Here is a 14,493-nt window from a genome sequence, read left to right on the forward strand (position 1 = left end):
ACCGCTCGCAGTGCGCGTCATCGGCACATGACGTCGCAACGCGTTCCGGAATGCATCCGCAATCGAGCGGCTTTGGGTCTTTCCAGCGCACTCACAGCAATGCGCGTAAGTGAAATGTGAGACACGCCAAACGGTCGGTTTGTGCGGTGCCACACTCAGCGCCAACAGCATTTTGCGAATGGACAAAGGCCGGAAAATGCGGCATTGCGCGCGCAGATAACGCTATGTTTGCCAGCGTACGAAGCCGCTGAAAATGCGCTCGCGCGTTGAGTTTTCGGTGCTTAAACTCAACGCGGGCGGAACGCTGTGCAGCGCGATCAGACGGTCAATTGCCGGAGGCGTTCGATCAGCGCGTCGGGATCGTACGGTTTGCGCAGCGCAATCGCGTTCGGCAGACGTTCGCGTTGCGCCGGCGTCAGCGCGAGGTCGTAGCCCGACAGAAACACCACACGCAGATGCGGGTAGCGCTCGCACGCATCGATCGCGAGATCGATGCCGGAAAGACCGCCCAGACCGACGTCGGTCAGCAGCACGTCGATGTGCTGCTCGGCGAGGAGCCGTTGCGTCGTGGCCGCATCGCTGGCTTCCCAGATGTTCAGCCCATACGCGCGGAGCAATTCTGTCGTGCTCTCTCGCACCAGTTCGTCGTCTTCGACGTACAGCACGTGCGGTCCGGTACCCGCATCGTTGCCCGTGCCGGCGGCAGGCGCGGCCGCGGGATCGTCCGGCGGTGCGTCAGCTGACGAAGCGGATGATCCCGACACCGGAGCGCGCTGCGCATCGTCCGCAGGCGGCGCAGTGAACGCCTCCGGTTCGACGTCGCGTGCGGCCGGCGCCTCCGTGAGCGAGTTGAGCAGCGCCTGGCTGCGCAGTACGTGCCGCACCTTGCGTGCGAGCGCTTCCTGCGTATAGGGCTTGCTGAGCAGCTCGATGCCTTCGTCGAGCCGTCCTGAGTGGACGATCGCGTTATCGGTGTAGCCCGATGTGAACAGCACGGCGATCGACGGCAGCCGCTCGCGCGTCTTGCGCGCGAGTTCGGGGCTGCGCAACGGTCCCGGCATCACGACGTCGGTGAACAGCAGATGGATCGGCACGCCGCTCTCGACAATCGCGAGCGCGCTCTGCGCATTCTTCGCCTTCAGCACGTGATAACCGAGATCGGACAGCATCTCGACGACCGTGCCGCGCACTTCCTCGTCGTCCTCCACGACGAGCACCGTTTCGCTGCCGCCATGCGCGGGGCCCGCGTCGACTTCCATCTCGAGGTCTTCTTCCTCGCGCACGCGCGGCAGGTACAGCCGGATCGTCGTGCCGTGACCGGGTTCGCTGTAGATCTTCACGTGGCCGCCCGATTGCCGCACGAAGCCGTACACCATGCTCAGGCCGAGCCCGGTGCCCTGGCTTTCGGGCTTGGTCGTGAAGAACGGCTCGAAGGCCCGCTCCATCACTTCCGGCGTCATGCCCGCGCCGGTGTCGGTCACCGCGACCATCACGTATTGCCCCGGCGCAACGTCGCCATTGCGCTGCGCGTAGGCGTCGTCGAGCGATGCGTTGCCGGCTTCGATGGTCAGCTTGCCGTGTCCGGTCATCGCGTCGCGCGCGTTGATCGCGAGATTGAGCAGCGCGTTCTCCACCTGGAACGGATCGACGAGCGTGTTCCAGAGACCGCCCGACACGATCGTCTCCACTTCGACGCCGTCGCCGAGCGCGCGGCGGAACATGTCGTCGAGGCCGCGGATGAAGCGGCCGAGATTCACCACCTTCGGCGCGAGCGGCTGACGCCGGCCGAACGCGAGCAGCTGTGATGCGAGGTTCGCGCCGCGCGATACGCCGGCGAGCGCGTTGCGTACGCGCTGCTCGGGCTTGTCCTGTCCGGCGACGTCTTTCGCGAGCAGTTGCAGATTGCCGCCGATCACCTGCAGCAGGTTGTTGAAGTCGTGCGCGACGCCGCCCGTCAGCTTGCCGATCGCTTCCATCTTCTGCGCCATCCGCAGCGCTTCCTCGGCCTTGCGCAGCGCCTCGGTGGTTTCGCGGTCGGTCGTCACGTCGCGGCCGATGCCGTGCATGCGCGGCGTGTCGGGATCGAGCGCAAGCGTCCACGCGATCCAGCGCCAGCCGCCGTCGCTGCGGCGCAGACGGTTTTCGGTCTGGACCGGCATGCCGGTGCGCCGCAGCCGCTCCAGCTGATCCTTCACGCGGCGCACGTCGTCCGGATGAATCAGATCGAAGAACGACTGCGCGAGCAGCGTCGCGCGCTGATGGCCGAGCACGCGCGTCCACGACGGGCTCACGCGTTGCAGCGAACCGTCGAATCCGGCGATCGTCAGCAAGTCTTCGCTCAACTCCCACAGCCGGTCGCGATCGGCGATCGTTTCCGCGACGCGACGCTCGAGCGTTTCGTTCAGATCGGCAAGCGCGTGCTGCGCTTTCGTGCGCTCGCCGATCTCGGTCTGCGCGGCCTGGTAGAGGCGCGCGTTGTCGATCGCGGTGGCCGCCTGCGCGGCGATGCCCGTGATGATGCGCTCGGCGCGTTCGTCGAACATGCCCGGCCGCGGGTGGCCGAAGAAGAGGCCGCCCAGCACTTCGCCCGTGCGCGACACGACCGGCGCCGCGAGATAGCTGACGACCGGCAGGTGGCCCTTCGGCATGCCGTAGTGCGGCGCGTTCCGGCCGTAGCGCGGGTCTTTCGTGATGTCGTCGGAGCGCACGATGCCTTCGCCCGCGAAGGTCGGCCCGAACACCGCAGTGTTGCGCGGCATCGGGAATGCGTCGAAGGTGTCCTTCGGCACGCCCGATAGCGTGTACAGCGTGTATTTGCCGCCGTCCTCGTCGAGCACGTTGTAGAAGAACGAGCCGAACGCGGCGCCCGTCAGTTCCGTGGCGGCATCGGTCACGGTCTGCACGGCGCGGCTCAGATCGAGTTCCGCCGACACCGCCATGCCGACGCGATTGAGGATTTCGAGCGTGCGCGATTCGTCGCGCAGGTTGCGCTCGGTCGCGCGCCGCAGGTTCGCGAGCAGCAGGTTGCTCGCCACGCGGGCGAGCAGTTCGCGCGCCGAGAACGGTTTGGTCAGATAGTCGTCGGCGCCGGATTCGAGACCGCCCACGCGCGCTTCCTCGCCGGCGCGGGCCGACAGCAGCAGCACCGGCGTCTCGCACAGCTCCGGGTCGGCGCGCAGTTCGCGCAGCAGACCGAAGCCGTCGAGCACCGGCATCATCACGTCCGACAGGATCAGGTCCGGGCACAGTTCGCGCGCCGCGACGAGCGCCGTCTGGCCGTCGCCGGCGACGCTCACCGCATAGCCCGCGGCGTGGAGGATGCGGTACATGTAGTCGCGCAGATCGGCGTTGTCGTCGACGATGAGCAGATGCGCGCGCGTCCCCGCCTGGCGGAGGGCGCCGTGCGTGCCCGCTGGCGCGTCGGCATCGTCCGTGGCGATGCGGTCGATCGCATCGTCGGTGTCGAGGCTGTCGAGCGGATCGACGGACTCCGGCACCCAGCGCAACGCCGCGTCCACGTACGCATGCGCGTGGCGGCTGGTTTCGATCGGCGCGAGATCATCGGCAGATGCGCGCGCCGTGCTGCCGGGCGCACCGCTATTCGTACCGTCATCCGCGCGCTGCGACGCCGGCAGCACGACCGCGAACCGGCTGCCGGCACCTGGCTGGCTCTCCACCGTCACGAAGCCGCCGTGCAGCTTGACCAGCTCCTGCACCATCGCGAGCCCGATGCCGCTGCCTTCGACCGAACGGCCCGGCGCGCCCGCCACCCGATGGAAGCGCTCGAAAAGCCGCGGAATCTCGTCCGCCGGAATGCCGATGCCAGTATCGGCGATGCCGATCTCGACGCTGCGATCGTCGAGCTCGGTCACGCTCACCTCGATCGAGCCCGAGAACGTGAACTTGAACGCGTTCGACAGCAGGTTCATCACGACCTTTTCCCACATGTCGCGATCGAGCTGGACGGCGAGCGGCCGCGCCGGCACGTCGACGACGAGCGTGAGCCCGGCCGTTTCGATCGCCGAGCGGAAGATCGACGCGAGTTCGGCGGTGAACGCGGCGATATCGGTCGGTTTCGGATCGAGCTGCAGGCGCCCCGCTTCGAGCCGCGAGAAGTCCAGCAGCGCGTTGACGAGCTTCAGGAGACGTAGCCCGTTGCGATGTGCGATCTCGACGAGCTTGCCGTCATCGTCGCCGGCGGGCGTCTTCGACAGCAGCTCTTCGAGCGGACCGAGCATCAGCGTGAGCGGCGTGCGGAACTCGTGGCTGATGTTCGAGAAGAACGTGGTCTTCGCGCGGTCGATGTCGGCGAGCGCTTCGGCGCGGCGCCGCTCTTCCTCGTACGCCTGCGCATAGCCGATCGCCGCGCCGATCTGCCCGGCGACGAGATTCAGGAACGCGCGATACGGGTCGTCGAGCAACCGGAAGCGGTTCAGCGCGACGACCAGCACCGCACTGCGCGCGGCTTCGCCGGCCGCGGGCACCGGCAGTACCATCGCCTGCAGCGGTTCGAGCGACCAGGGACCGCTCGGCAGCGGCGCGCCGAAGCGCCCCGGCAGGTCGTCGACGAACTGCGCGGTCTGCGTGCGCAATGCTTCGGCGACGGGCCATATCGAGCCGTGCGCGGCGTGTGTGGCTTGCGTCGTGCCGTTGCCTGCAGGAAGGGCGGCAGCATGAGCTGCATGAGCCGTCGCGTGATTCAGCGCTGAATCCAAACCGATAGTGCGCGGCGCGGCCGGATGGCCGGGCTCGATGCCGGCCGCCTCGACGAGCGTCAGCGCCGCCTCGCCGGGTTCGGCAACATACAGCAGCGCGAACGGCAGATCGCGCGAACTGGACCGCAGCGCGTGCACGCTCAGTTCGCAGGCCTCGCGCCAGGTGCGGGCGTCGCCGGTGGTGGCCGCGAGTTCGCGCAGCAGTTGCAGCTGCCGCTCGCCGACCACGCGCGCGGTCTCGTCGCTGTTCGCGCAGATGATGCCGCCGGGGCTGCCGTCGTCGTTCGGGATCGGGCTGTACGAGAACGTGTAGTAGGTTTCTTCCGGGAAGCCGTTGCGCTCCATGATCAGGAGCTTCTGCTCGTCGTAGGTGCCTTCGATGCCGGTGAGCGCGGTCTTCAGTCGAGGCTCGACGTCGCTCCAGATCTCGCGCCACACGACCGAGGTGGGCTGGCCGAGCGCGGCCGGATGCTTGCCGCCGACGATCGACCGGTACGCGTCGTTGTAGAAGAACGCCAGTTCTTCGCCCCAGCCGATCCAGAATGGCTGACGCGACGTCAGCAGGATCCGCAGTGCGATCTTGAGCGCCGGCGGCCAGCCTTCGGGCGGCCCGAGCCGGGTGTCCGCCCATGCGTGCGCCCGGATCAGCGCGCCCATTTCGCCGCCGCCCGCGAGAAACGCGAGTGGCGCCGGACTGCCGCTATGGCCTGCGATGTCGCTTGTCATGTTGTCCATTGTCATTGACGCGAACTCCTCCTCGCAGCCCGCGTCCGGCATGACGCTGGCAGCGGCGCCGGTGCCCTGCGAACGCGGGTCCGGCAGCGTCGTCATTCTCGCACGGGGCAGCGTTCCCGCGCGAACCGGCCAACGTGCGCAAGCGTAACGGGTGAGGCGGAGTGATGGCTACCGAGGCGCGCGATCGGGGCGTCCAGCGCTTCGCGCCGGCGCGGCCACGAGCGTGGCGGATCGCCGTCCGGGCATCAGGCGGAGAGGACTCTGCGGGGGAAGTGAACCCCGGTTACTTTCTGCCGACGAGATACTGGACGCCGTTCGCGCCGTAGCGCTCAGCATGTGGCGTGCCAGCTGGCAGATGGAACACGTCGCCGACCTCGTAACGCCGCTCGGCGCCGCCGCAGGTCAGCAGAATGTCGCCGTCGAGGATCAGCGCCTTGGCTTCGAACGGATGCTCATGCACGTCCATGACGCCGGGTTCGCGCGTGACGGTCGTGATGTCCGCGAAACCTTCCTGCTTCAGGATGTCGATGAATGCGTCGCGGTCCATGGCGGCTGCTCCGTGTGGTTGGGCCATCCGGCATCGTACCGCCGATCGGACGCGTGCGGCTCGTGGGTCGCCACACGTAGCGCGCGCTCAGTGCGTTCAGTGCAGCGCGGTCCAGGCGAGCGACATCGAGAACATGCCGAGCACGATCGACGCGCCGCGCTGCACCTGCACCGGGTTCACCCAGCGCAGCCGGCCGCTGCCGAGACCCGCGCCGAACGCGATCCACACGAACGCGCACGGCACCAGCAGCAACGTGAAGATCGCCATCGCCGCACACCAGGCCGTGACGCTCGCGAACGCGGCGGCGGGAAAGATCCCGCCGGCGAACAGGATCGCTTTCGGATTGAGCAGCGTGGCGAGCAGCAGCGTGCGCAGCCCGATCGCTTTTTGTCCCGACGTGGGCAGCGCGAGCGCGACGCGCCACATGCGGATCGCGAGATACGCCATGTAGACGCTACTCGCGAGGCGCACCGTGGACGGCAGCCACGGCAGCGTGGCCGCGGCCCGGCCGAGGAAGCAGCCCCACAGCGTGATGGAAACGAAGTAGCCGGCCAGCTCGGCGGCGGTGAAGCGCGACCAGCGCTTGAGCCCGTACTCGAAGCCGGCGGTGGCGAGCAGTGTGTTGGTCGGGCCCGGCATGATCAGCACGAGCGCGACGCCGAGCGCGAACAGGGTGACGCTGGAGGACGCAAACATGACGGAAGCAAGAATGGAAAGGCAATCGACAGATGCCTTTCTAACATACGTTCGTGTCGACGCGGCATTCGTCAACAATCGACCGCTGTGCGTCGCTGATGAAACGGCCAGTGAAACAGCGCGGGAAATGCGCTTGTGCGCAGCATCGTGTCGTCCTACTATCCGGGACGTTCGGCCCAGGTTTGCGCCGATGCCGAACCGGCTCTCCGGCGTATTCGTTCAGGAAGCCGAATCAAATGATGCGAGTGCGAAAGCACCGAAAAAGTGGGAACGTGTGAGCGATGGATTGCAGCTGGTGAAGACTCGCGTCTGCGCGATGCAGACGCGTCGTCCGTGTGAACGCACCCATCGGTGCGTTTTTTCGGGGCCCTCCGCCAGGGCCCCGCTTTTTATCTGCGCACTTATCGACGCACCTGAGCGGCGAGCGCCCGCAGGTCGCCGTCGACCTCGTCGAGCACGTCGTCCCAATCCGCAAAGGTGCTCTGCCGGTAGAGCTTCGCGGTGGGATACCAGGGGCTGTCGTGCCGTTCGAGCATCCATGGCCAGTACGGGTTCACGTCGAGCAGCACCCAGGTGCGCTGGCCGAGCGCGCCCGCCAGATGCGCGACCGACGTGCAGACCGTGATCACCAGATCGAGCGCGCCGATATAGGCGGCGGTGTCGTCGAAGCTTGCGAATTCGCGCGTGTGATCGGCGATCGCGAGACCGGCGTTCGCGGCCGCGGCGATATCGTCCTGCGCATCGGGCTGCAGTGAGAAGAACGCAGCGTCGACCGTCTCGCGGAACGCCGCCGCATAGCGCTGCCAGCCGACGCTGCGAAAGCGGTTGCGGCCGTGCCCGCGGCTGCCGGTCCACGCGAGGCCGACCTTGAGCCGTGGCTCGGCGGCGAGACGCTCGCGCCACGCGTCGACCTTGCGCCGGTCCGCATGCAGGTAGGGCACGTGCGATGGGATCGTTGCTTCGCGCGTGCCGAGCATCAGCGGGATGCTGACGAGCGGCAGTTCGTAGTCGAACGGCGGCAGGGCGGCGACGTCTTTCGCGCCGCTGTAGCGGTCGATCGATTCGCCGAAGCTGCGCGAGAGCAGCGCGCCCATCTGCGGGAACGCATCCCAGGTCAGCGCGCCGCCTTCGCGATGCACGCGTTCCGCGAGAATCGGCACGAAGCGGCAGAACTGCAGCAGATCGCCCATGCCCTGTTCGCCCCACACCAGCAGCGTCTTGCCCGCGAGCGGCTCGCCGCGCCAGCGCGGCGCGGGGAACACCGGCAGCGGCGCGCGCCGCATGTTGTCCGCGTCGTGCCAGCGCGCCTCGTAGCCCGGCCAGCCGGCTTCGAAGTTGCCGCGCAACAGACGCAGCGCGGCGAGGGCGGTGTGCAGCGACGCATTGTTCGGCGCGAGCCGGCACGCGATCGCGAACTGCTGCTCGGCGTCGTCCCAGTACTGTCCTTCCTTCAGCGCCTGCGCGAAGTTGTTGCGTGCCGCCGCGCTGTGCGGATCGAGCTCGACGGCATGATGCCCGGCGGACAGCGCGCGTTCGAGATTCAGGCAGCGCCGCGCGGCGTCGGAGAGGTTGATCCACGCGCCCGCGTCTTTCGGGTCGGCGATGACCGCGTGCTCGAGCAGCGTCATCTCGTCAATCGCATTGCCGCCCGATGCGTGGATCGCGATCGCGAGATTCTTGCGCAGATGCCGGAAATTCGGGTCCATCGCGAGCGCGCGCCGATACGGCGCGAGCGCATCGTGCGGCCGGTTCGCGACCTGCAGCGCATAACCGAGCCGCGCCTGCGCCGCCGCGCTCTTCGGATCGAGCTGCGCGATCATGCCGGTGAGCTTGACCGCGTCGTCGTGCTGCCGGTGCGTGATCAGCGCGAGCATCAGCCGGTCCACCGAACGTGCGTCGAGCGGATGCAGCGTGGTCGCGGCTTCGAGCCAGAGCGCGCGAGCATCGGCGTTCTGCTGATGCTCGGCCTCCAGCACGCGGTGCAGGAAATGCAGCAAGGCTTGCACCATCTCCGCGGCGGGGAGCGGATTTGTGTCGGACATCGAACGGTTCTTGAAGGCAATGACGACGGCGGGACGCGACGGCCTGGATGCGGAGCGTCTTCCAGCTTCATGCCGATCATACTGCGGCGCAGCGTCAGGCTGGGTCTTCATTTCGACCGCGATCGGGCCGATTGTTGCCGTGGCCGGTTCGCCGCGGGCCGCCGAACCCTGCATGCACCCGCTCGCACCTGGCTGGCATCCGACACCTTCCTGACAGGCGCGCATGAGAGAATTGCGCCTTCACCCGCTTTCCCGTCCCGCCTCATCATGCGCTCCACGACCGCTTCGCATCGCCACGCGATGCTCGCCGCGCTCGCCGCCGCGGCGCTGTTCGGCATCAGCACGCCGTTCGCCAAACGGCTCGTCGGCGATACGTCGCCGTTCATGCTGGCGGGGCTGCTGTATCTCGGCAGCGGGCTGGGCCTGGCGATCGTGCGGATCGCGCGCGACCGCGGCTGGCGGCGCCCAGCACTGCGCGCAGGCGAGTGGGTCTGGCTGGTCGGCGCGATCCTGTTCGGCGGCGTGCTCGGGCCGCTGCTGCTGATGTTGGGGCTCGCATCCACGCCCGCGTCGAGCGCTTCGCTGCTGCTGAATCTCGAAGCGGTGCTGACCGCGGTGCTCGCATGGGTCGTCTTCCACGAGAACGCGGATCGCCGCGTGATCGCGGGAATGGCACTGATCGTCGCGGGCGGCGTGCTGCTGTCGATGCCGGATGGCGCAACTGGTGCAGCCAGTTCGGCCGGCGACTGGCGCGGGCCGCTCGCGGTGGCGGGCGCGTGCCTCGCGTGGGCGATCGACAACAACCTGACGCGCAAGGTGTCCGCGTCCGACGCGCTGTTCCTTGCCGGCATCAAAGGCTTGATTGCCGGCGCGACCAACACGGCGCTCGCGTTCGCGATCGGCGCGCACTGGCCGCAGCTGCACGTCGTCGTGCCCGCGATGCTGACCGGCTTCTTCGGCTACGGGCTGAGCCTCGTGCTGTTCGTGCTGGCGCTGCGCGATCTGGGCAGCGCGCGCACCGGTGCGTACTTCTCGACCGCGCCGTTCATTGGCGCGGCGGTGTCGATCGCGCTCCTCGGCGAGGCGACGTCATGGAGTTTCTGGCCCGCGGCTGCATTGATGGCCGTGGGCGTGTGGCTGCATCTGACCGAGCGCCACGAGCATGAGCACGATCACGACGCGCTCGATCATACGCATCGCCACGTGCACGACGCACACCATCAGCACGAACATGACTTTCCGTGGGACGGCGTGGAGCCGCACACGCATCCGCATCATCACGCGCCGCTGCGGCATCGCCACGCGCATTTTCCCGACATCCATCACCGGCACTCGCATCGTCACTGACGCGCGCGCACGTTCACTGTCATCCATCCGTTCATGTTCGATATCAGTCTTTCTCAGGGCCTTCTGAGTCCGAGCCTGCAGGCGTTGAGCGCGGCCGCGCTCGCCGGCATCGTCGCCGCGCTGGTGCTGGGCGGCATGGTGAAGGGCATTGTCAGCATCGGCGTGCCGCTCGTCGCGATGCCGATCCTCAGCCACTTCCTGCCGATCAAGCAGGCGGTGCTGCTGCTGTCGATGCCGATCGTGCTCGGCAACATTCCGCAGGCGTTCGAAGGCGGCGAAATGCTGAAGACGATCCGCCAGATCGCGGCGCCGCTCATCGGCACGGTGCTCGGCAATATCGTCGGCGTGATGGTGCTGATCGCATTGCCGCCGCATCGCGCGCAGGCCGCGGCCGGGTTGACGCTGATCGTCGCGGTGGCGCTGCTGCTCGCGTCGCCGCGCTTCACGCTGCCCGATGCGTGGGCGAAGCCGGTGGGTTTCGTGCTCGGTTTCGGTGCAGCGCTGATGGAAAGCGTCGCGTCGGTGCCGGGGCCATTGCTCGCGATGTATCTGATCGCCACCGGCGCATCGGGGCGTCAGTTCACGAAGCGGATCGCGATCATTCTGGTGGTATCGGTGGTCACGCTGATCGTGGCGTTCAGCGGCGGCGCGCATGCGAACGGGCTGGATCTGGCGATTTCGGCGGCGGCGAGCATTCCGGTGATCGTCGGCATGCTGCTCGTGAGGCCGTTGCGGGACCGGCTGCCGCCGGCGGCGTTTCGGGTCGTCGTGCTGCTGTTCGTGCTGGGCGCGGCGGCCCAGATGATCTGGAAGTCGGGCGTGCTGTAAAGCTCCGAACGCGGTGCTGCTCTACGCTTTAACGCGTCTTGACCGGCACCGTCATCAGCGCCGGCACGCATTCGTCGGCGGACTGCTCGCTGCCCGCGAGCACGGCCGCGGCGAAGCGCTCCAGCGAGTTCAGCGAACCGCTGATGCTGTGATATTCCTCACGGCCGATCTTCGCGTCCAGCAGAACCAGCAGGCCCGATTGTCTGGCGATCTCGATGATGTTCATGTCTGTCACCTTACGCTTCATTGCGACTGCCACCCGTAACTGGATAACGATTGGCTACCAATGTATTTGCAAGGCGCATGCCAGAATGCGGCCTGGCACACAGTTCATCGCGGCTCTGTGGCAGCGCATCCACCGCTGTGTGTGCAAGGCCTCGCAACGCGTTCGAGCCGTTTCGAAACGTCGCGCGAAGGCAACGTTGCGGCGCTGCACGATGGCCTGAAGCGGTCGCTGCCTGACGCGTGACTGGGCGGTCGCGGTTGCTCACAGTTGCATACCGACCGACGCCTCCGGACGGTCGTTTTTTCAAATCCCACTTCTTGCGTGCCTGTTGCAACAAGCGTATTTCCGCGCGTTTGCGCAAGCGCGCACGCGCGATTCAGCGATGCTGATGCGCTGGATTACGGCACGCCCCGTGGTCGTGATTCGTGTCCTCCCACGCGGAGCCGAGGATGATGCTGCAGAAATTCAGCCGACGATATTGCGGGTCTTTCAGCGCCAGCACGTCGGCCTTCACGTTGCCGAACGTCGTCAGCGGCTTGTGCATCGTGCCGCGCGCGAACGCATCGATGATGCCTTCCTTGAAGCCTTCGCCGCGCGGATGCGCAGCTACGACGAGCCGGCGTTGCTCTGCGGTGAATTCGTCGTAGGCAAGGCCGAGCACGTCCATTTCCACGCCGGCCGTCACGAGCGCGACCACTGGCTTCTTGTGCTGCGGAATGCCGGGCGTGGTGTGCAGTGCGATCGCATCCCACACCTGCTCGATCTCGTCTTCGCCGATGCGATAGCTGCGCAGGAAATCGCGCGCGGCGTTCGCGCCGTCCACTTCGAAGCGTTCGGCGGTGCTGCTGTACGGCGCCTGCAGGCCCATGTCATGAAACATCGCGCCGATGTAGAGCAGCTCGGAATCGTAGACGAGGCCCTTGCGTTCGCCCGTCAGCGCGCCGAACAGGAACACGCGCGTGGAGTGATGGAACAGCAGGTCGGACTCGGTGTCGCGCACGAGCTGGGTGGCGTCGCGCGCCATCTGGCTGTCGGGGATCGGGATGCCTGCGATGCGGTTGCTCACGGTCGATGCTCCTCTACGAAAAAATGAGGGGCCGCGCATCATGGCCTGGCATGGCTTGCCGGTGGCCCGGCGATGCGTGACGTCATGAGCAGAAGTTTGCGTGGGCGGAAGGTGTGCGGCAATCGAAAGGAGCCGTCGAAAGCTGCCAACGGCACGCGCTCTGCTGCCAGCCAGCGCAGCGTGTGCAAGCTCGGGCGCTTCAGGTTTCGACGAGACGCGCGACACCCGGCGCCGACACATGCACCGCTTCATAGCTCCAGCTGCCGGTGGGCAATTCGCGCTGCTCGCAGCTCCAGTAGCAGAAGCACACGAGCGACCAGTTCTCCATGTTCACGCCGACCACGCGCGCCACCAGGTGATCGGTGGTCGCGACCATCTCGCGCGTGTTCGCGATCTCGCTTCTGCGCAACGCGGCGAGGCTCGTCTCCGGCTTGATGCGCGCGAACTCGCGCGACACGCTTTTTACCGTGCTGAACGCAACATCGCGACGCCGTGAAAACGCGAGCCCGAGCCACGACGAGATCGGCGTCCAGCCGAACGCGTCGACGACGGCGCCGAACAGATCACCCGCGACGAAGTTCCACATCGGTTCGATGTCGGGCCACAGATACGCGGGCGCGTACTGGTTGCCCTGCGCGCCGCACACGCCGCGCTCGCGGATCAGGAACACCTTCGCGCCGAGTCCCTGCAGGTCGTCGAACGGCGCCGAGCGTTCCGCGATACGCCGTCGGATGGCCGACATGTCGTATTCGGCCGGCAGATTGATCGAGTACTGTTTGATGAGCATGGCGGTTCCCGGATGCTGAATGCAGAGTGCTGGATGCCGCGGCAAAAACGCTTGCCGCATGCATCGATGCATTCTTGCATGTGCGGTCGCAGCATGCGGGCGTCGGCGTTCGTAGTCGCCGGTGACGTGTCTCCAGGCGTCTACGGAGCGCACCGACAATAAAACGAGCCGCTATTCGTCGATCGTCACCACGCCATGCTCGCGCGACACCCTGAACTCACGGCCGATCGAATGGCGCATCTCGAGCGGCGACATGCCGAATTCAGCGTGAAAAGCGCGGTGAAACGTGGTCAGGCTTTCGAACCCGCAAGCGAACGCGATCGACGTGATCTTCGCGTCGCGATCCTGCATCACCATCGCGCGCGCCCGTGCAAGACGCCGCGAGCGCACGCGGCGCGCGAACGTCGTGCCGGTCGATTCGAACAGCGCATGCAACTGACGCACCGACATGCCGAGTGCGCCCGCCGCAAAACCCGGCGACAGGTCGGGTCGCTGCAGATGCTGCTCGATGAAATCGAGCACGCGTTGATGACGCGCGCGGCGGATCGCATCGCGGCCCGTGTCGTCTTCGGCTGCGACGTTGCCGTAGGCGACGGCCGCGAGATTCGCGAGCGTCTGCAGTGCGACGTCCAGCGCGAGACCGTCCAGGTGATCCGCCTCGCGGATAAAGGCTTCGAGGTAGGTCCTGAGCAAGGGCCCGATGCCGCGCTGCTGGTCGAGCACGAGCGGCGGCGCGCCATGCGCGTGCGAGACCGTCTGCACGCGGCTGAACGGTATCGTCAGGATCTGGAAATCGAAGTGCTGGCCGCCTTGCGGCCCGGTGACGAATGGCAGATCGGAATGTGCCATCGCCAGATCGTTCGTCTCTGTCACGATGCGCCCTTTGTCCGGCGTGTCGAACCATGCGCTGCCGCTGCGCTGAAGGTAGAGGAAGAGTGAATGGCCGGGCGCGTCCTCGACATCGAGTTCGCGACGGCGGCCAAGATAGCGGCGTGAAGTGAGATGGGTGAGCGCGCTGTCGCCCAGCGCTTTGGTGCGGATGCAACCGCAAAAGCCGTCGCGCTCCGGACGCGGGAGGTCCGCGGTCATGCCGAAGAAATTGCGGCATAACGCTTCGCGCCAGTAGTCGAAGCGTTCGTGCACAGCGACGGTATCGGTGGTATAGACCTGGATCGGCATAAGCGTGCGACGCGTGAACTGCGTTGTGCGCAGGGAGCGGGCTCGGCTCGACGCGGCAGTATAACGCGCCATTCGTCCGCCGCGTGAAGCGATAAACACCAGTGAAGGGCTTTAGCGCAATAAGTGCGCAATGACAGACAAGTCTTTAGCGCGTACACGTCTGACATCCGCGGCATCGATAAAGAAAACTGGCCGCTCTTAAACAGGACGTATGACAAATGCACGCTTTTAAGGAAACGCTGATTTATTCGGCTCGGCAGTCATCGCTGACGGGGCCGAGGACGTTGTAGAAAGAAGCTCACGGAACGGTCCCACAGTCATGAAG

At 66.6% G+C, this 14,493-nt stretch carries 10 protein-coding genes; 2 read left to right on the top strand and 8 right to left on the bottom strand.

Annotated elements, in window-relative coordinates; genetic code table 11:
- Window positions 1–317: 317 nt before the first annotated feature.
- From DVS29_RS30695 to DVS29_RS30710, 4 genes are all read right to left on the bottom strand, one after another.
- Window positions 318–5,456 (bottom strand): response regulator, encoded by a 5,139-nt coding sequence (locus DVS29_RS30695; RefSeq protein ID WP_118184303.1) that lies wholly within the window; start codon window positions 5,454–5,456, stop codon window positions 318–320.
- Between the two features lie 277 nt (window positions 5,457–5,733).
- Entirely contained in the window at window positions 5,734–5,997 is a 264-nt protein-coding gene (locus tag DVS29_RS30700; protein WP_118184291.1) for a cupin domain-containing protein, read from the bottom strand.
- Between the two features lie 96 nt (window positions 5,998–6,093).
- Window positions 6,094–6,693: a LysE family translocator gene (locus DVS29_RS30705; RefSeq protein ID WP_118184292.1), complete on the bottom strand. Its 600-nt coding sequence runs from the start codon at window positions 6,691–6,693 to the stop codon at window positions 6,094–6,096.
- Between the two features lie 401 nt (window positions 6,694–7,094).
- Window positions 7,095–8,735 (bottom strand): tetratricopeptide repeat protein, encoded by a 1,641-nt coding sequence (locus DVS29_RS30710; protein ID WP_240655871.1) that lies wholly within the window; start codon window positions 8,733–8,735, stop codon window positions 7,095–7,097.
- Window positions 8,736–9,002: 267 nt separating this feature from the next.
- Here DVS29_RS30710 and DVS29_RS30715 point away from each other — a divergent pair, with 267 nt between their 5' ends.
- Window positions 9,003–10,082, top strand: a complete 1,080-nt coding sequence (locus DVS29_RS30715; RefSeq protein WP_118184293.1) for an EamA family transporter — start codon at window positions 9,003–9,005, stop codon at window positions 10,080–10,082.
- Between the two features lie 33 nt (window positions 10,083–10,115).
- Window positions 10,116–10,910, top strand: coding sequence for a sulfite exporter TauE/SafE family protein (locus tag DVS29_RS30720; protein ID WP_118184294.1), 795 nt, complete (start codon window positions 10,116–10,118; stop codon window positions 10,908–10,910).
- Window positions 10,911–10,938: 28 nt separating this feature from the next.
- On the opposite strand, the gene DVS29_RS30725 is transcribed toward DVS29_RS30720, so the two are convergent.
- From DVS29_RS30725 to DVS29_RS30745, 4 genes are all read right to left on the bottom strand, one after another.
- Entirely contained in the window at window positions 10,939–11,136 is a 198-nt protein-coding gene (locus tag DVS29_RS30725) for a hypothetical protein (protein WP_118184295.1), read from the bottom strand.
- Between the two features lie 376 nt (window positions 11,137–11,512).
- Window positions 11,513–12,202, bottom strand: a complete 690-nt coding sequence (locus DVS29_RS30735; protein WP_118184297.1) for an HD domain-containing protein — start codon at window positions 12,200–12,202, stop codon at window positions 11,513–11,515.
- A gap of 199 nt (window positions 12,203–12,401) precedes the next feature.
- Window positions 12,402–12,989, bottom strand: coding sequence for a DUF4865 family protein (locus tag DVS29_RS30740; protein WP_164708024.1), 588 nt, complete (start codon window positions 12,987–12,989; stop codon window positions 12,402–12,404).
- A 171-nt stretch (window positions 12,990–13,160) separates the two neighbouring features.
- Window positions 13,161–14,168 (bottom strand): helix-turn-helix domain-containing protein, encoded by a 1,008-nt coding sequence (locus tag DVS29_RS30745; RefSeq protein ID WP_164708025.1) that lies wholly within the window; start codon window positions 14,166–14,168, stop codon window positions 13,161–13,163.
- Window positions 14,169–14,493 lie beyond the last annotated feature (325 nt).

It is taken from the genome of Paraburkholderia phosphatilytica, assembly GCF_003443895.1.
Lineage (GTDB): Bacteria > Pseudomonadota > Gammaproteobacteria > Burkholderiales > Burkholderiaceae > Paraburkholderia > Paraburkholderia phosphatilytica.